Annotated in this window: 14 protein-coding genes and 15 tRNA genes; 9 read left to right on the top strand and 20 right to left on the bottom strand. The window is 65.7% G+C overall.

Going from position 1 to position 14,867, the window contains the following annotated elements; genetic code table 11:
- Positions 1-435: 435 nt before the first annotated feature.
- The 18 genes from AACH06_RS27325 to rtcR form a co-directional block, all read right to left on the bottom strand.
- Positions 436-513: transfer RNA gene (locus AACH06_RS27325), tRNA-Arg, on the bottom strand.
- A gap of 8 nt (positions 514-521) precedes the next feature.
- Positions 522-611: transfer RNA gene (locus AACH06_RS27330), tRNA-Ser, on the bottom strand.
- Positions 612-621: 10 nt separating this feature from the next.
- Positions 622-706: transfer RNA gene (locus AACH06_RS27335), tRNA-Leu, on the bottom strand.
- Between the two features lie 23 nt (positions 707-729).
- Positions 730-800, bottom strand: a tRNA-His gene (locus tag AACH06_RS27340).
- Between the two features lie 24 nt (positions 801-824).
- A tRNA-Pro gene (locus tag AACH06_RS27345) sits at positions 825-900 on the bottom strand.
- Positions 901-911: 11 nt separating this feature from the next.
- Positions 912-986, bottom strand: a tRNA-Ile gene (locus AACH06_RS27350).
- A gap of 13 nt (positions 987-999) precedes the next feature.
- Positions 1,000-1,076, bottom strand: a tRNA-Asn gene (locus tag AACH06_RS27355).
- Between the two features lies 1 nt (position 1,077).
- A tRNA-Cys gene (locus tag AACH06_RS27360) sits at positions 1,078-1,163 on the bottom strand.
- A gap of 10 nt (positions 1,164-1,173) precedes the next feature.
- Positions 1,174-1,249 (bottom strand) — tRNA-Trp (locus AACH06_RS27365).
- 13 nt (positions 1,250-1,262) lie between these two features.
- A tRNA-Gly gene (locus tag AACH06_RS27370) sits at positions 1,263-1,334 on the bottom strand.
- A 4-nt stretch (positions 1,335-1,338) separates the two neighbouring features.
- Positions 1,339-1,483: transfer RNA gene (locus AACH06_RS27375), tRNA-Tyr, on the bottom strand.
- 15 nt (positions 1,484-1,498) lie between these two features.
- Complete coding sequence (locus tag AACH06_RS27380) at positions 1,499-1,732, bottom strand: hypothetical protein (RefSeq protein ID WP_341428987.1); 234 nt, start codon at positions 1,730-1,732, stop codon at positions 1,499-1,501.
- Between the two features lie 37 nt (positions 1,733-1,769).
- Positions 1,770-1,847 (bottom strand) — tRNA-Arg (locus tag AACH06_RS27385).
- A 7-nt stretch (positions 1,848-1,854) separates the two neighbouring features.
- Positions 1,855-1,930 (bottom strand) — tRNA-Asp (locus AACH06_RS27390).
- A 4-nt stretch (positions 1,931-1,934) separates the two neighbouring features.
- A tRNA-Ala gene (locus AACH06_RS27395) sits at positions 1,935-2,010 on the bottom strand.
- Between the two features lie 268 nt (positions 2,011-2,278).
- Positions 2,279-2,353, bottom strand: a tRNA-Gly gene (locus AACH06_RS27400).
- 206 nt (positions 2,354-2,559) lie between these two features.
- Positions 2,560-2,772, bottom strand: coding sequence for a hypothetical protein (locus AACH06_RS27405; protein ID WP_341428988.1), 213 nt, complete (start codon positions 2,770-2,772; stop codon positions 2,560-2,562).
- A gap of 183 nt (positions 2,773-2,955) precedes the next feature.
- The gene (gene rtcR, locus AACH06_RS27410) at positions 2,956-4,560 is read right to left on the bottom strand and encodes an RNA repair transcriptional activator RtcR (protein WP_341428989.1); all 1,605 of its coding nucleotides are present in this window, start codon (positions 4,558-4,560) and stop codon (positions 2,956-2,958) included.
- Between the two features lie 208 nt (positions 4,561-4,768).
- Between rtcR and AACH06_RS27415 the strand changes: the two genes are divergently transcribed.
- The 4 genes from AACH06_RS27415 (at position 4,769) to AACH06_RS27430 (ending at position 9,848) form a co-directional block, all read left to right on the top strand.
- A complete protein-coding gene (locus AACH06_RS27415; RefSeq protein ID WP_341428990.1) occupies positions 4,769-6,346 on the top strand; it encodes a vWA domain-containing protein in 1,578 nt (525 codons plus the stop codon).
- Between the two features lie 749 nt (positions 6,347-7,095).
- The gene (locus AACH06_RS27420) at positions 7,096-8,322 is read left to right on the top strand and encodes an RtcB family protein (RefSeq protein WP_341428991.1); all 1,227 of its coding nucleotides are present in this window, start codon (positions 7,096-7,098) and stop codon (positions 8,320-8,322) included.
- Between the two features lie 60 nt (positions 8,323-8,382).
- Positions 8,383-9,423, top strand: coding sequence for an RNA 3'-terminal phosphate cyclase (rtcA, locus tag AACH06_RS27425; RefSeq protein ID WP_341428992.1), 1,041 nt, complete (start codon positions 8,383-8,385; stop codon positions 9,421-9,423).
- Positions 9,424-9,539: 116 nt separating this feature from the next.
- The gene (locus AACH06_RS27430) at positions 9,540-9,848 is read left to right on the top strand and encodes a hypothetical protein (RefSeq protein WP_341428993.1); all 309 of its coding nucleotides are present in this window, start codon (positions 9,540-9,542) and stop codon (positions 9,846-9,848) included.
- Between the two features lie 20 nt (positions 9,849-9,868).
- Here the strand turns inward: AACH06_RS27430 and AACH06_RS27435 are convergent, their stop codons facing one another.
- On the bottom strand, positions 9,869-10,831 hold the full coding sequence (locus AACH06_RS27435) for a GlxA family transcriptional regulator (RefSeq protein WP_341428994.1): 963 nt from the start codon (positions 10,829-10,831) through the stop codon (positions 9,869-9,871).
- A gap of 112 nt (positions 10,832-10,943) precedes the next feature.
- On the opposite strand from AACH06_RS27435, the gene AACH06_RS27440 reads away from it, so the two are divergent.
- Complete coding sequence (locus AACH06_RS27440; RefSeq protein ID WP_341428995.1) at positions 10,944-11,252, top strand: putative quinol monooxygenase; 309 nt, start codon at positions 10,944-10,946, stop codon at positions 11,250-11,252.
- Positions 11,253-11,265: 13 nt separating this feature from the next.
- Here the strand turns inward: AACH06_RS27440 and AACH06_RS27445 are convergent, their stop codons facing one another.
- The gene (locus AACH06_RS27445) at positions 11,266-11,802 is read right to left on the bottom strand and encodes a hemerythrin domain-containing protein (protein WP_341428996.1); all 537 of its coding nucleotides are present in this window, start codon (positions 11,800-11,802) and stop codon (positions 11,266-11,268) included.
- Between the two features lie 163 nt (positions 11,803-11,965).
- Here AACH06_RS27445 and AACH06_RS27450 point away from each other — a divergent pair, with 163 nt between their 5' ends.
- From AACH06_RS27450 to AACH06_RS27465, 4 genes are all read left to right on the top strand, one after another.
- Positions 11,966-12,553, top strand: coding sequence for a helix-turn-helix domain-containing protein (locus AACH06_RS27450; RefSeq protein WP_341428997.1), 588 nt, complete (start codon positions 11,966-11,968; stop codon positions 12,551-12,553).
- Entirely contained in the window at positions 12,550-13,077 is a 528-nt protein-coding gene (locus tag AACH06_RS27455; RefSeq protein ID WP_341428998.1) for a GNAT family N-acetyltransferase, read from the top strand. Before AACH06_RS27450 ends, AACH06_RS27455 begins: the two co-directional genes overlap by 4 nt.
- A 20-nt stretch (positions 13,078-13,097) precedes the next feature.
- Complete coding sequence (locus AACH06_RS27460) at positions 13,098-13,721, top strand: alpha/beta fold hydrolase (protein WP_341428999.1); 624 nt, start codon at positions 13,098-13,100, stop codon at positions 13,719-13,721.
- Positions 13,722-13,853: 132 nt separating this feature from the next.
- Positions 13,854-14,414, top strand: a complete 561-nt coding sequence (locus AACH06_RS27465; protein ID WP_341429000.1) for a DUF4256 domain-containing protein — start codon at positions 13,854-13,856, stop codon at positions 14,412-14,414.
- Positions 14,415-14,867 lie beyond the last annotated feature (453 nt).

Genomic DNA, 14,867 nt, shown 5'->3' on the forward strand with positions numbered 1-14,867 from the left:
CTACGCTCGCCGAATCGGCGCCCAAGAGCTCGGGCTGAAGCCGTTTCTGGCATCTCGAGCCCAGATTCCGTGTTCTTCAGCGTCCATGCACGTCGCGCCATGCTTTGTGCAGACCATCCTTAGACGAACGAGACCTTGGTGATTGACGAGTCACTCGCGGAAGTAGTCATCGCGCAGTGATCCATCGAAAGCAGCCGCTGCGCAGGCGCAGCGCTTGAAAGCTGAACCCGGAGCCGCATGGGCAAGGGTCTTGGCGACCGAGCTTCTCGAGCAGTTCCTTGTCCCCGTGCACGATGCGGTGGCCGCGCTTCACGCCGGTTTCGGAAGGGTATCCACTGCGGCGCTTGCTCGTGACCTCAAAAGCAGAAAGCTTGGTGGCGGTCGCGCTTCTTCGCGGTGATGTGCTTGTTCATGATGTTCTCCATGGGTTGGTGGTGGTGCCTCCTGCACGACTTGAACGTGCGGCCTTCGGCTTCGGAAACCGACGCTCTGGTCCGGCTGAGCTAAGGAGGCGAGGGTGGTGGCGGAGAGCACAGGAATCGAACCTGTTCAGCGTTTTCACACCGGCTTCGGCGTAGCAAACCGACCCCTTACCGATCGGGCAGCTCTCCAGATGGTTGATGGTCCCCTCGGCTCGGGTCGAACGAGCATGCCTGTCGGCCACGGTTTCTGAGACCGTTGCGTCTGCCATTTCCGCCACGAGGGGGCGAGTGTCTCGATGCGCTCAGGGGTGACCGGTCGGAATCGAACCGACACCAGCGGGATCACAACCCGCGGCTCTACCATTGAGCTACGGCCACACCTGAGCACACCGAATGCAGGATTGGTCTCGGTGGCAGGTTTCGAACCTGCGACCTCATGCTCCCGAAACATGCGCGCTGCCTGCTGCGCTACACCGAGACTGGGTTGATTGGTCCCCGCGGGTGGTCACGATCCACCGACCCCCGCCTTATCAAGACGGTGCTCTACCACTGAGCTACGCGAGGCGCTTCGAAAAATTGGCTCCCCGACACGGGTTCGAACCGCGGACCTTCCGGTTAACAGCCGGACGCATCTACCTGCTGAGCTATCGGGGATTGGACTCGGGAGCTGGACTTGAACCAGCGTGGGCTTTCGCCAGCGGATTTGCAATCCGCCGCCTTCGACCGCTTGGCTATCCCGAGAGGAATGAGGTGGCGAGCACGCACGGAGTCGAACCGCGAACCGTCGGATTTGGAATCCGATGCTCTGCCAATTGAGCTACGTACTCGAAGTTTGAATTGAGCGGGCGACGCGATTCGAACGCGCGACATCCTGCTTGGAAGGCGGGAGCTCTACCACTGAGCTACGCCCGCGAATTGGTGGGTGCGGATGGATTGCTCGCTGCGCTCGGCCTTCGGCCCTCGGCTGAATCCGCGTCCAACGCTGCGCGTTGAGTGAGCCACCGTGCCTATAGAGGGCCTGGTTTACATACAGGTGCAATCGCCCGCTCTGCCACACACCCGTGAGTCGACATTCACTACACCATCGCGCTGGCTTCGCTCCGAGCGTGTTCCAGCATCGTGATGTGCTTGCGGATGTAGCGCATGAAAAGTAGCGCCTTGTCTTGCGCCATCATCGTCGCGTTGCCCACGTCAGCCACGGGGACGGGAAACTCGAACCCGTCTTCCGTGCGATACCACAGCTCGCCTTCCTTGAAGAAAATGAAGGTCACCTGTTTGTTGTTCTTCACCATCTCTTTCATCGACAGCATGGGTCCTCCTCAAATGGTTGCTGTGAGCTGACGGGTATGGCGCCTCCTGCACGATTCGAACGTGCGACCCCTGGCTTCGTAGACCAGTGCTCTCAATCCGCTGAGCTAAGGAGACATGAATCTGGCGCCCCGTGCGGGATTCGAACCCGCGACTTCCGACTAGACAGGCCGGCACTCTGGCCACTGAGTTAACGGAGCGAAATGGTGGAGGTGACAGGGATCGAACCTGCAACCTGCTGCGTGCAAAACAGCTGCTCTTCCAGTTGAGCTACACCCCCATGAGGTTTCCGGTGACGGGTTCCGGCGCCGCCCAATCTTTGCGGCCGATTTCCGCCCTCGAAGCGTGAGCTCGACGAAGGCTTGTTGGTTTCCAGGTCATCTCATCGCGGTTGTGCTCCAGCGCGAGGACGGCCGGGCCGCCAAAGCGCTGACTCGCTGCACGACACGGGCGTCCCCATGGCGCACATCCCGACCGCCCCTGCACTTCGCGGGGCCACGTCTGGTCGTTGTGCCGAAGCACACCCGCCATGAGATGCATGGAATGAATGGAGCGGAAACCGGGGATCGAACCCGGGGCCTCGACCGTGGCATGGTCGCGCTCTCCCACTGAGCTACATCCGCTTGTATGGCGAGGACTCGCCGCCCCTGATGGGAGGCCGTCCTCGCGGCAACTTGTTAAAGAGCAATCCGGCGCACGCTGGTGGGCCGGGGCGACCCGAGGGGTCACCGGTGGTGCGCGTCCTGCCAGACGCGCGGTCAAAGAAAAAGGCCCGGATCCTGCTGGAATCCGGGCCTCGACATGTGTTCGAGTTGGAAGGTGTGCGCGCTTACGCGCCCCCCTCGCCCGGTGGTGACAGCCAATCCTCATAGCCGAGGCAAGCTTCGGCTTGCCGACTGGCGCAGTAGGACTGCTGCAGATTCATCGTGTGGGCTCGCTTGCCGCCCAAATCCAGGCCCGCCGGCCCGAAGGCGGCGCGCGCTGCCACACGGCTGCCCGACTGGGGCAGCGCGATGTGGTGGAGGTGGCTCAAGCGGTTCACGATGGATCTCTGTAGGTGTTGACGTTGGTTATTCGTTAGATATTCGTTGGTTGCGCCGCTGCTGGCAGCTGCAACATGGACGTGACTGTAAAGACTCTTCACGGGTGCGTCAAGCGGGACGCGTAAATATTTTTCACAGCGTTGGTCCTGAGCGTCGGCGACATGGTGCCTGTGGTGGTCACTTCATGCGGAAATGGCGTCCCAGGTCAGGCCGTACTTCTGAAGGTACTTGCGCAGGCGATCGGCGTCGTTGAGCACGCTGCGTTGTGTGCGCGATCGGTGAAACAGTTTGCGGCCCGCATCAGACAAGGTCTTGGATTCGCGGCAGACTCGCAACACCGATTCGAGCTGCATTCGGTCGAATAGGTCCAACGATTCCAGGGCTTCGCTGCCCAGTAAGGCCTCGAGTTCGATCGCGGCTTCACTGGAGGCCGCATCGCCAGCGTGCTGCCAATGCCAGCGCAGGCGTTGCAGTTCCGCTTCGACCAGCGTGGTGTCGATGCGCCCACCGTCGGCCAGCGTGGCCAGGCGCGTCACGCTGGCCGACAGATCGCGGAAGTTGCCGGCCCACAGTGCCGCGGGTGATTGGGCGAAACGGAGGTACATCGCCTTGGCTTCCGCGCTGAATCGAACCGCGCGGCCCGACTCTGCGCCCGCGCGGGCCAGCAGGTGATCGATGTTGGGCTCCAGGTCCTCGGGCCGCTGGGCGAGCCCCGGCAGGGTGTAGGACCACAAGTTGATGCGCGCGTACAGGTCTTCCCGGAATCGCCCGGCCGCCACATCGATGCGCAGGTCTCGGTTGGTGCCGGCGATGAGCTGGAAATCGCTGGTCACCTCGCGGTCGCTGCCCATCGGGAAGAAGCGCTTTTCCTCCACCGCCTTGAGCAGCATCGCCTGTTCGTCCAAGCCGAGTTCCCCGATCTCATCGAGAAACAGCACGCCCTCGTGCGCGGTGCGCAGCAGCCCGGCGCGGTCGGCGGCCGCGCCAGTGAACGAGCCCTTCTTGTGCCCGAACAGCGTCGAGGCGGCGCCGTCGCCCTGCAGCGTGGCGCAGTTGACTTCGACGAACTCGCCGTTCATCTGGTGCCTGGACTTCTTAAGCTCGAACATGCGGCGGGCCAAGTGGGACTTGCCGGCCCCGGTCGGCCCGGTGAGCAGAATCGGCGCCCGCGACCGGACGGCCACCCGCTCAATCTCATCGATCAGCGCGTTGAATCGCGGGTTGCGCGTGGCGATGCCGCTCTTGAGGAAGTCCACCGCATCGCGCTGCTCGGCTTCGAACCGCCGTGCCAGCGCGTCGTAGCGCGAGAGATCGAGATCGATCAGTGCGTAGCTGCCCGGGTTGCCATGCGCCTGGCGCTTGGGCGGCGACGTCTGGAGCAGCACGCCGGGGATGGCGCGCGATTCGACCAGCAGGAACATGCAGATCTGCGCGACGTGGGTTCCGGTGGTGATGTGGGCCCAGTACTGCTCTCGGTCGGGGTTGAAGCGGTAACGGCGCGTCCAGTCGTACAGCGCGCCGTACACCTCGCCGAAATCCCAGGGGTCGGCGATCGGCATCTCGATCGGCCGGACTTCGGTGCCTGGCGATACCGAGGCGATGTCCTCCACCACCCGATCGACCAGCGCTCGATGCGCCGGGCTGTGGAAGAGCTCGAGCCTGTCGATCACCACGTCCTCGTGCTGGGCCAGCGACACCGTGGGGCGCCACTTTTCCCAGCGCCCAGCGCCTTGACCGGAGTCCAACTGGCTTCCGATGAAGCCCATCACCACAGTCTTCTTTCGCATGTGAACGACGGATAAAAAACTAGCGGCAATGCTAGCAGTGCGCCCAATGGGTTCTGTTGAGCCTCCGAGGTGCTGACCGTTGATCTGAGAAATATCCTTATAAATCAACGGCTTGTGTGGTGCTGTGTGTGGCGGGGGATGAGTTGGCACGGGCGTTGCGATAAGAAGAGCACAAACGTTGAATGCCAGAGGGACAAGGAGAACTCAAATGGTCAACACGCAACTCTTTCAATCGGCGCGCGGTGCTCGGCTGCCGCAGGCCGAAGCGGTCAACCATCACGGCGCGGCCGCCTTTGCTTTCAGCCCGCGCCACCAATTGGCGCAGCTGGCCGCCACCGGTTGCCTGAACGCCACTTTCTATGCGGATGCCAAGGGTCAGCTCGATCAGGTGCTGGGCCTGGCCCAGCAACTCGAGCCTGCGTTCGTCGCCAAGACGGCGATCTACGCCCGTTCGGCCGGCCACATGAAGGACATGCCGGCTTTGCTGGCGGCGTCGCTGGCCGTGCGTGATGTGGGCCTGCTGAGCAGGGTGTTCTGCCGCGTCGTGGACAACGGCAAGATGCTGCGCAACTTCGTGCAGATTCTTCGCAGCGGTGAGGTGGGGCGCAAGTCATTGGGCACGCGGCCGAAGAAGCTGGTTCAGCATTGGTTGCTGACCGCCAGCGAGAAGCAGCTGTTGGCGGCGTCGATCGGGAATGCGCCGTCGCTGGCGGATGTGGTGAAGATGGTTCACCCGAAGCCGGCTGAGGCGTGGCGTGCGGCGTGGTTCGCCTGGTTGCTGGGCAAGCCCTTCGCCGAGAACGAGCTGCCCGCGCTGACGCAAGCCTTCGAGCGCTTCAAGCGAGGCGTGGCGTTGGGGGCGACGTCAATGTCGGTGCCGGACGTGCCGTTCCAGATGCTGACCGCGCTGCCGCTGACGACCGCCCACTGGGCACAGATCGCGCTCAGCGGAACGTGGCAGATGGTGCGCCAGAACCTGAACACCTTTGCGCGCCACGGCGTGTTCGAGCTGCAGGGGATGGCCGATGTGGTGGCGGCGAAGCTGCGAGACCCGCAGGCCGTGGCCAAGGCTCGTGTGCTGCCCTATCAACTGATGTCGGCGTTCCATGCGACCGGCGAAGCGTTGCCCACCTCGGTGCGCGATGCCTTGCAGGATGCGATGGAGGCTGCGCTGATCAACGTGCCGGCGTTCGACGGCCGCGTGGTGGTGTGTCCGGACGTGTCGGGCTCGATGAGCTCGCCAGCGACGGGATTCCGCGGCTCGGCCACGTCGACGGTGCGCTGTATCGACGTGGCAGCGCTGGTGGCCGCGGCGGTGATTCGCAAGAACCCGTCGGCCCGCGTGATGCCGTTCGAGCAGGATGTGGTGAAGCTGCAGCTGAACGCCCGCGACTCGGTGATGACCAACGCTGCGGCGCTGGCATCGATCGGGGGTGGTGGGACGAACTGCAGTGCGCCGCTGGCTCGGCTGAACCGCGAGGGCGCGATGGTGGACGTGGTGATCCTGGTCTCGGACAACGAGTCGTGGATCGACGCGCGCCGCCATGGGTCGACGCAGACGATGCGTGAGTGGGAGGCGCTGAAGCGCCGCTGCCCACAAGCGAAGCTGGTCTGCATCGACATCCAGCCCGGCTCGACCACGCAGGCGGTGGAGCGGCACGACATCATGAATGTCGGCGGCTTCTCGGATGCGGTGTTCGAGATGATGGGCCGGTTCATCGAAGGGCGGACCAGCGCCGAGCACTGGGTGGGCGAGATCGAAAAGGTGTCGCTCGACGTGCAATGAGAAGAAAGATGAAAGTCAACCAAGTCACTGGGAGGTGAGGACGGTGCCGCAGGCGAATGCGCACAGGAGTACAGCGCCAGACAGGCCAGGGGGCCCGCAAGCCCCCGACCGGGCAACCGGTGGCCGCTCTTGTGCCTCTGGTCGCCTGCGGCACCCATCCAACCTGTTGACGGCTGTCGGGTGGCGAATGCGAGGCGGGACTACATCGTTTTCCACGCTCAACGTCCCACCTCATCTCTGGTCGCCACCCGAGAGCCGTTGATGAGTTTGAAGCGCGAATGCAGGCAGGACTACATTGGACGCCATGGGGTTCGAATCCCCAGCCGGTTCTCCGGCAATGGCAGTTGTCTTGCCGCCCCTTGTCGCGCAGATTTTGATGTCGCGCTGCGAATGCAGATGGAACTACAGCACTGTTAATGCCGTGGTCGCGGGTTCGAATCCCGCCGGCCCAACTCAGGGGGGCCGTAGCTCAGTGGGTAGAGCACGACAAACGTTTCATCAAACCTCGTCGCAGCGAGGCATCTTCGGAAAGAGCAATTCGTACAACGGGCGCGCTGGCACAGAAGGGGGCGCGCCAAAGGCGCCGGTCGAAGGCAGAGTGCGGAGCGCGAACAATCGCTGGTGGCTGCATTGATACGGGTTCGCTCAAGGCGCAGCCTTGGACGCGCCCGTGGCGCGGGCCGAAGGCCGAGCGCAAAGCGCGAGCAATCCCGTCGCGTCCACCAGATCAGTTGAAGCAGGTAGAAATCATGGAACAGAAGAACTACAACGTCGAAGAAGTCGCCGGCGGCGTGCCGGTGAAGATGTGGACCCGCGGCGTGCCGGTGGAAGATGCCGCCAAGCGTCAGCTCTCCAACGCGGCGCGGCTGCCGATCGTGTTCAAGCACATCGCGGCGATGCCGGACGTTCACTTGGGCATTGGTGCCACCGTGGGTTCAGTGATCCCGACGGTGAAGGCCATCATCCCGGCGGCCGTCGGCGTGGACATCGGGTGCGGAATGATGGCGTGCAAGACCACGCTGCGCGCCGAAGACCTGCCTGACAACCTCGGACCGCTGCGCTCGGCGATCGAGCGGGCCGTGCCGCATGGCTCGACGCCGCGACACAGGGGCCGTGACGAAGGCAGCTGGGAGAACCCGCCGCAGACGGTGGACGAGATCTGGGCCACGCTGGCAGATGAGTTCGATGCGCTGTGCGAGTTGCATCCGCGCTTGAAGAACACCAACAACCGCAAGCATCTGGGAACGCTGGGTGGTGGCAACCACTTCATCGAAGTCTGTCTCGACGAGGCCGGCGCGGTGTGGTTCATGCTGCATTCAGGTTCGCGTGGTGTCGGCAATGCCATCGGTACCCATTTCATTGAGCTGGCGAAGAAGGATGCCGAGGTCCACCAACGCAACCTGCCCGATCGCGACCTGGCCTACTTCGAGGAAGGCGCGACCTACTTCGGCGACTATGTTCGCGGTGTCGGCTGGGCGCAAAAGTTCGCGGCGAAGAACCGCGAGGTGATGATGGCCAACCTGATTTCTGCGGTTCGCACGGTGATCCCGAAGCCGTTCGAGACGCATGTGGAGGCGGTGAACTGCCACCACAACTATGTGCAGCAAGAGCGCCACTTCGGTGAAGACGTGTTCGTGACCCGCAAGGGCGCCGTGAGCGCCAGGGCGGGTCAGCTGGGCATCATTCCGGGCAGCATGGGCGCACGCAGCTACATCGTTCGCGGCAAGGGCAATCCCGAGAGCTTCGAGTCGTGCTCGCATGGGGCGGGCCGCGTGATGAGCCGAACCCAGGCGAAGAAGATGTTCACGGTGGACGACCACATCAAGGCGACCCAAGGCGTGGAATGTCGCAAGGACGCGGACGTGATCGACGAGATCCCGCAGGCCTACAAGGACATCGACGCAGTGATGGAGGCGCAGAAGGATCTGGTCGAGGTGGTCTACACCTTGAAGCAGGTGGTCTGCGTGAAGGGGTGATGCCGGGTGGGCCGAATGGCGTTGTGCCTGGCCCATGACAGAACGAAGAGGGAGATTTTCATGATCGAGCTGGATGGCTCCGCTGGAGAGGGCGGCGGACAGATCCTGCGCAGCGGGCTGGCCTTGTCGATGTGCACGGGCCAGCCGCTGCGCATCACGCGCATTCGCGCAAAGCGGCCGAAGCCGGGCTTGATGCGGCAGCATCTGGCTTGCGTACAGGCGGCTCAGACGGTGTGTGACGCGGTGGTCCACGGGGCCGAGCTGGGGTCATCGACGCTGAGCTTCGAGCCAGGGGCCGTGCGAGCCGGCGACTACCGATTCGTGGTGGGCACGGCGGGCAGCTGCACGCTGGTGTTGCAGACGGTCTTGCCTGCGCTGATGCGGGCGTCGGCTGCCAGCCGCGTCGAGCTCAGTGGCGGCACCCACAACCCGATGGCACCGCCGGTGCACTTCATCCAGCGGTGTTTCGCCCCCTTGCTGGCGCGGCTGGGCGTGCAGTTGCAGTTGTCGCTCGGCCGCCATGGCTTCTACCCGGCCGGTGGGGGCGAGGCGGTGGCACTCATCACGCCGCCCGAGGAGGGGCGGCTCCAGCCGTTTGACCTGATGGAGCGCGGTGAGCGGCGCGAGGGCTACGCGGAATGCCTGACCCCGGGGCTGCCGCGCCATGTTGCATCGCGCGAGTTGCAGGCCCTGGGCGCGGCGCTGGGGTGGTCTGGCGATCAACTGCGCGAGTTGCCGGCGCGTCAGAACGAAGGCCCCGGCAACGCCCTGATGGCCACGCTGGCCTATGAGCAGGTGACCGAGCTGGTCACGGCCTTCGGCGAAAAGGGCCGCAGCGCCGACAGCGTGGCCGCGGCCGTGGTGGCCGAGGTTCGTGCCTTCCAGCGATCGGCGGGGGCGGTCGGGCCGCACCTGGCCGACCAGTGGGCGCTGCCCCTGGCCTTGGCGGTGGTCGACAGCGGTCATCCGGCGCGGTACACGCTGACTGAGCTGACAGAGCACGCGCGCAGCAACTTCGGCGTGATCGAGGCGTTTCTGCCAGTGGCCTGCACGATGGATCGTCTGGAAGGCGGCTGGGCGGTGACCATCCGCCCGCGTTGATGCGCCACGGCGGTAACAAGCGGGGCGGAGTGGCCGCTATTCGGACGATCGGGTGGGGGCGGATTGCAGGATCCTGAACACCTTCGATCTCGACTGGCGCCCCACGCCCCACCGCCATGCCACTGCCCGAATCCTCTGGCCAGATCCTGTACGTCCTCGATGTCGCCCAGAAGCTGTACGAGATGGAAAGCGGGCGCCTTCCCATGGACCCGGTGGCCTACAAGCTCTTCGCCCGCCGGCTGAAGCAGGCGCTGGCGGGATGCACCTCGCGTGATCTGCCCGGCAACGTTTCTCAGGCGCCGGCCCTGAAAGAGGCCATGGCCGACCGCTATTTCATCGAACACGGCCACTTCCTGGGCGCACGTGTCGCGGCCGATGTGGCCTGGCAGGTGATCGACCGGGTGCAGGACCGGCTGCGCGACTGAAGGCGGCTCCGGCCCCTCTTTCAACCTTTCAGCCGCAACTCTCGCACCCCGCGGCCCAGGCGCTTGCGCAGCAAGGCGCGCAGTGTCACGCCGTCGGCATAGCCCACTTCGGCGGCGATGGCCTCGATGCCGGCCGAGCTCGTGCGCAGCAGGTGCACGGCGCGTTCGACCCGCAGATCCTGGAAGTACGACAGCGGTGATTTGCCCAGCACCGCCTCCAGCCGTCGCTGCAGCGTGCGTTTGCTGGTGGCCAGTGCGTCAGCCGCCGCATCGAGCGAAAAACCCTGGTCCAGCCGGCCGCGCGCCCAGCGCTCGAAGCGCTGCACCATCGGGTCGGCGTGCGCCAGGTGGTCCGGAATCATGAACGCGGCCTGGGAGGGACGCGCATCGATGAGCAGGTAGCGCGCCACCACCGCGGCGAGCTCGGGGCTGACCTGGCGCACCAGCGACAAGGCCAGGTCCAGATGGCCGATCGCCGCGCCGGCGGTGACAAAGTCGCCCGAGGCCACCAGCATGCGAGATTCGTCGAGGTGGACGCCGGGATAACGCTGGCGAAACAGCGGCCCGAGCCACCAGGTGGTCGTGGCCTCGTGGCCTTCGAGCAGGCCCGATTCGGCGAGCAGGAAGCCACCAATGCACGCCGCCGCCACCCGGGCGCCGCCCCCATGCCAGTCGCACAGCTGGGCAGCAGCGTCGCGCAGCTCGGGGCGGGCGAGGGCGGCGAGCAGGGGCTCAGGCATCTTGGCGCCGGGCGCGGGCACCACCACCCAGTCGGGCGTGCTCCGTGGGTCTGGCGGCAGCACCGGCACCCGCAAGCCCAGCGCCGTGCGCACCTGCCGGCGCATGCCCACGACGGAGACCTCGAAGCGGGGCACGGGCTGGGGCAGCGACGCCGCCAGCTCATTGGCCGTGTGGAAGGTGTCTTGTACTGCGGCCAGGCCGGTATCGAACACGCCATCGACGGCCAGGACAGCGATCTTCATGGCGCATATGGTATCGAAAATGTCATTTGCGGCCATGGTGCCGGAAGCGACCAACACCCAAACTGCGCGGCGTCGAATCCACGACGTTCAACGACTTGTGAAGGAGAACCGCATGATCCAGCTCGCCCTGTTCGCCCGCCTCGAAGCCAAACCCGGCCTGGAGGCCGAAGTCGAGCGATTCCTGATGTCGGCGCTGCCGATGGCGCGCGACGAACCTGACACGCCGATCTGGTTCGCCTTGAAGCTCTCGCCGACCACCTTCGGCATCTTCGATGCGTTCCATGATGAAGCGGGGCGGCAGCGCCATCTCACAGGCCCGATCGCCCAAGCGCTGATGGCCCGGGCCCCGGAGCTGTTCGCGATCCCGCCGTCGATCGAATCGATCGAGGTGCTGGGCTTGAAGAACAACGGCGCGCTCTGACGGGGTGCCGCCTTCAGGCAACGACGGGCATCGAGGCCGTCGCCCGGCCTGAAGGCACCACGGCGCCTGCGGTGTCGACCCCGACGCTGCGATAGGCCGCGGCATACCGGCGGCGCAGGCGCACGATCTCGTCTTCGTACTGGCGCGCCAACTGCGCCTTCTGCCGGCTGTCCAAGAGCCGGCCGCCCACCTTGAAGAATTTGCGTTCTTCCTCGCGAAGGTGGTGGTGCACCTTGTGACTGAGGGCCGACATCGTGCCGGCCCACTCATCACCGGACTTGTCGCGCACGCTCAGGTCCTCGCACAGCTCTTCGATGTCATGGTGCTCGGACAAGGCGTGGCGCGTCGCGCTCAGCCCTGCGTCGGTCATCAGCATGGGCACATAGAGGTACCGCTCTTCGGCGGCGGCGTGCGCTTCGAGCTCGACTTTCAGCTGCAGGAACAGGCTTTCGCGCTGCCGCGGATCGCGCGTGCGGGTCAGGCGACGGCACAGCTGCCGTTGCATGGCGTGGCTGTCGCGCAGTGCATCGAAGAGATTCGCGTTCGACATGGCGGTATCCCGGTGTCCGGTGTCCATTGGGGCAGTGCGGGCAGTGTGGCGTCGCGGACGCCCCAGCGCTGTAGGCGCGCGCGTGCTTGGCATGTAGGACGACAGGGCTCTGGTTGCGGACGCCATCTAGCAAACTGGATGAATATTCCTGTATACTGGAGGAATGGACATCAACCACCGCATCGCCCGCCGCGTTCGGGATCTCCGCGATGCCCAGGGGCTTTCGCTCGACGCGCTGGCCGAGCGCAGTGGCGTCAGTCGATCCAACATCTCGCTGATCGAGCGAGCGCAGAGCAGCCCGACCGCGGTGGTGCTGGACAAGCTCGCCGCCGGGTTGGGGGTGACCGTGGCCTCGCTGTTCGAGCCTGAGGCGACGCCGTGGGAGCCTTCGCCGATGGCGCGGGTGGCCGATCAGCCCGTGTGGACAGACCCGGCCAGCGGCTACATCCGGCGCAACGTGTCTCCCCCCGCGAGGTCCCCCATCCAACTGGTGGACGTGATCTTTCCGGCGGGCCAGCGCATCGCTTACGACAGCCCCGCGCGCGAGACCGACATCCACCAGCAGGTCTGGATGATCGATGGCGTGATGGAGATGAGCGTGGGTGACGACCACTGGCGCCTGGAAACCGGCGACTGCCTGGCCATGCGGCTGGACCGGCCGATCGTCTACCTCAACCCCACCCGGTCGCCGGCGCGCTACCTGGTGGCGCTGGTGACCTTGCCCTATGTGACCCCACGGAGGATGGGATGAACGAAGTTGTGACGATCCGGCGTCTGAGCGCCGACGAGGCTGCAGCGTCCGTCGAGGCCCTGGCGGACCTGTTGATCGACTGTGTCGAAGGGGGCGCTTCGGTGAGCTTCATGTGGCCTTTGCCGCGTGAACGGGCCGTCGCCTTCTGGCGCGGCGTGGCCGAGGGGGTGGCACATGGCGAACGGGTGCTGCTCGTAGCGGACGACCCCGACGGCCGGCTCGTCGGCACCGTGCAACTGATCACCGGCCTGCCTGACAACCAGCCGCACCGCGCCGATGTGGCGAAGATGCTGGTGCATCGCCGCGCCCGACGGCGCGGCATCGCACAGCAGCTGATGGCGGCGCTCGACGACGAGGCCCGTGTCGAACGACGCAGCGTGCTGGTGCTGGACACGGTCACCGGTGGCGACGCGGAGCGGCTGTACCAGCGGGCGGGGTGGTTGCGAGTGGGTGATGTGCCGCATTACGCACTGATGCCGGACGGCGCGCCGTGTGGCACCACCTTCTACTACAAGCACCTTTGATGGGCGGGGCACGGAGCCCGATGGCGACCCCCACGCAGCTGCTCTTTCTGCCCGGAGCCTCCGGCATGGTGGACTTCTGGCAACCGGTGGCCGAGCGCCTGGTGCACCGTCCAACGGCGATGCACCACCTGGGCTGGCCCGGCATCGGCGCCACGCCCGCCGCGGCGGGTGTTCGCACGCTGTCGGATCTGGTGGATCGGGTGCTGGCCCGCATCGATCAGCCCACCGCGCTCGTCGCCCAGTCGATGGGGGCGGTGGTGGCGTTGCGGGCTGCGATGACGAGGCCGGTGCATCTCACGCACCTGGTGCTGGCGGGCTTGTCGGGCGGCGTCGATCTTCGGCGCTTCGGGGCCACCGACTGGCGGCCTCCTTCTGAACAAATCGATCCGGACGACCCGACCCACCTGTTCGCAGCGTACTGCGAGGATCTCTCTGCCCATCTGCACCTCGTCGAGTCGCCAGCGCTGCTGTTGTGCGGCGATGCCGACCCACTCAGCCCGCCGCCCGCCAACCAATGGGTGGCGTCGAGCCTGCGGCGCGCCCGGTGCGAGGTGATCAAGGGTGGCGGCCACACCTTCGCCCGAACCCACGCCGCGGAGGTGGCCGCATCGATCGATGCGCATCTGGCGAACCGCCTGGATTGACGGTTGGCTCCCACACGCTGCCCCGTCCATGGCAAGCTTCGGGGCTTCTTTCCGGCTGAGAGCCCGCTCCGCCCGGTCACGCTCCTATCGAAGGGGGGATGAGGACACTGCGGGGTGGCCCGGCGCTTTCTGATGAGGCTGACTTCCATGATGGCGGCAGAGATGGACGGGCTGTTGACAGCACTGAAGAACCGGTTCGACACGCACACGCAGCGACACCCCGGGCTCGCCTGGGCGGATGTGGCGCGGCGGCTGGACGAGCGGCCGGCGGCGCTGCGCACACTGCAGGCCATGGAATCCACCGGTGGAGAGCCGGACGTCGTCGGCGTCGACCCGGCGACAGGCCATCTCGTGTGGTGCGACTGTTCGGCAGAGAGCCCCAGTGGGCGCCGCAGCCTCTGCTACGACCGGGCGGCGCTCGATGCACGCAAGGAGAACAAGCCCCGCGGCAGCGTGCTCGAGCAGGTGGCCGAGATGGGGGCTTCGCTGCTCACCGAGGAGCAATACCGGCACTTGCAGACGTTGGGCAGCTTCGATGCCAAGACCTCGAGCTGGGTGGCGACGCCGGAGGACGTGCGCCGCCTCGGTGGAGCGCTGTTCTGCGATCGGCGCTATGGCCGGCTGTTCGTCTATCACAACGGGGCCGAGTCGTATTACGCCGCGCGGGGCTTCCGCGTCTGGCTGGAGACCTGAGGCAGGGCTGGCAGCACCGCCGCATCCGCTCGTTGCGGCAGGGTCGTTCACAGCATCCGGGCCGACGATGCGCTTGGCGCTTCATCGATCACCGCAGATCGTTAGACCGAATCGGTAGGGCGCGGCCCGGCGGGTGGAGCCGCCAACCCGCCTAGGGCGTGTTCACACGACGCAGCCCCGATGCGTTGCCACCAGAACCGGTCGAGCGCAAGGCGTAAAACGAAGCCGGGGTGCGGCCCCGGCGAGGCTTTGCAACGCCGCGGGCGGGCTGGTTCTGGTGGCAACCGTTCGGGAACGGGCCGTCCAGGGTGCATGGCGGCGTTGCCCAACTTGCCCGGGCACCAGCCTGGGCGGCGTCGGGCGCCTTGCCCTGCATCCCTGGACAACCCGTTCGCACGGGGCTGCGTCGTGTGAACACGCCCTAGACTGCGCGAGGCGGCCCACGCTCTTCAT

The sequence above is a fragment of the Ideonella lacteola genome, assembly GCF_038066555.1.
Taxonomy (GTDB): Bacteria; Pseudomonadota; Gammaproteobacteria; order Burkholderiales; family Burkholderiaceae_C; genus Ideonella; species Ideonella lacteola.

Excerpts from the sequence above, each read along its gene's own strand:
- AACH06_RS27380 (WP_341428987.1), bottom strand. The coding sequence starts at position 1,732 with ATGCTGTCGATGAAAGAGATGGTGAAGAACAACAAACAGGTGACCTTC.
- rtcR (WP_341428989.1), bottom strand. The coding sequence starts at position 4,560 with ATGCGAAAGAAGACTGTGGTGATGGGCTTCATCGGAAGCCAGTTGGAC.
- AACH06_RS27415 (WP_341428990.1), top strand. The coding sequence starts at position 4,769 with ATGGTCAACACGCAACTCTTTCAATCGGCGCGCGGTGCTCGGCTGCCG.
- AACH06_RS27420 (WP_341428991.1), top strand. The coding sequence starts at position 7,096 with ATGGAACAGAAGAACTACAACGTCGAAGAAGTCGCCGGCGGCGTGCCG.
- rtcA (WP_341428992.1), top strand. The coding sequence starts at position 8,383 with ATGATCGAGCTGGATGGCTCCGCTGGAGAGGGCGGCGGACAGATCCTG.
- AACH06_RS27430 (WP_341428993.1), top strand. The coding sequence starts at position 9,540 with ATGCCACTGCCCGAATCCTCTGGCCAGATCCTGTACGTCCTCGATGTC.
- AACH06_RS27435 (WP_341428994.1), bottom strand. The coding sequence starts at position 10,831 with ATGAAGATCGCTGTCCTGGCCGTCGATGGCGTGTTCGATACCGGCCTG.
- AACH06_RS27440 (WP_341428995.1), top strand. The coding sequence starts at position 10,944 with ATGATCCAGCTCGCCCTGTTCGCCCGCCTCGAAGCCAAACCCGGCCTG.
- AACH06_RS27445 (WP_341428996.1), bottom strand. The coding sequence starts at position 11,802 with ATGTCGAACGCGAATCTCTTCGATGCACTGCGCGACAGCCACGCCATG.
- AACH06_RS27450 (WP_341428997.1), top strand. The coding sequence starts at position 11,966 with ATGGACATCAACCACCGCATCGCCCGCCGCGTTCGGGATCTCCGCGAT.
- AACH06_RS27455 (WP_341428998.1), top strand. The coding sequence starts at position 12,550 with ATGAACGAAGTTGTGACGATCCGGCGTCTGAGCGCCGACGAGGCTGCA.
- AACH06_RS27460 (WP_341428999.1), top strand. The coding sequence starts at position 13,098 with ATGGCGACCCCCACGCAGCTGCTCTTTCTGCCCGGAGCCTCCGGCATG.
- AACH06_RS27465 (WP_341429000.1), top strand. The coding sequence starts at position 13,854 with ATGAGGCTGACTTCCATGATGGCGGCAGAGATGGACGGGCTGTTGACA.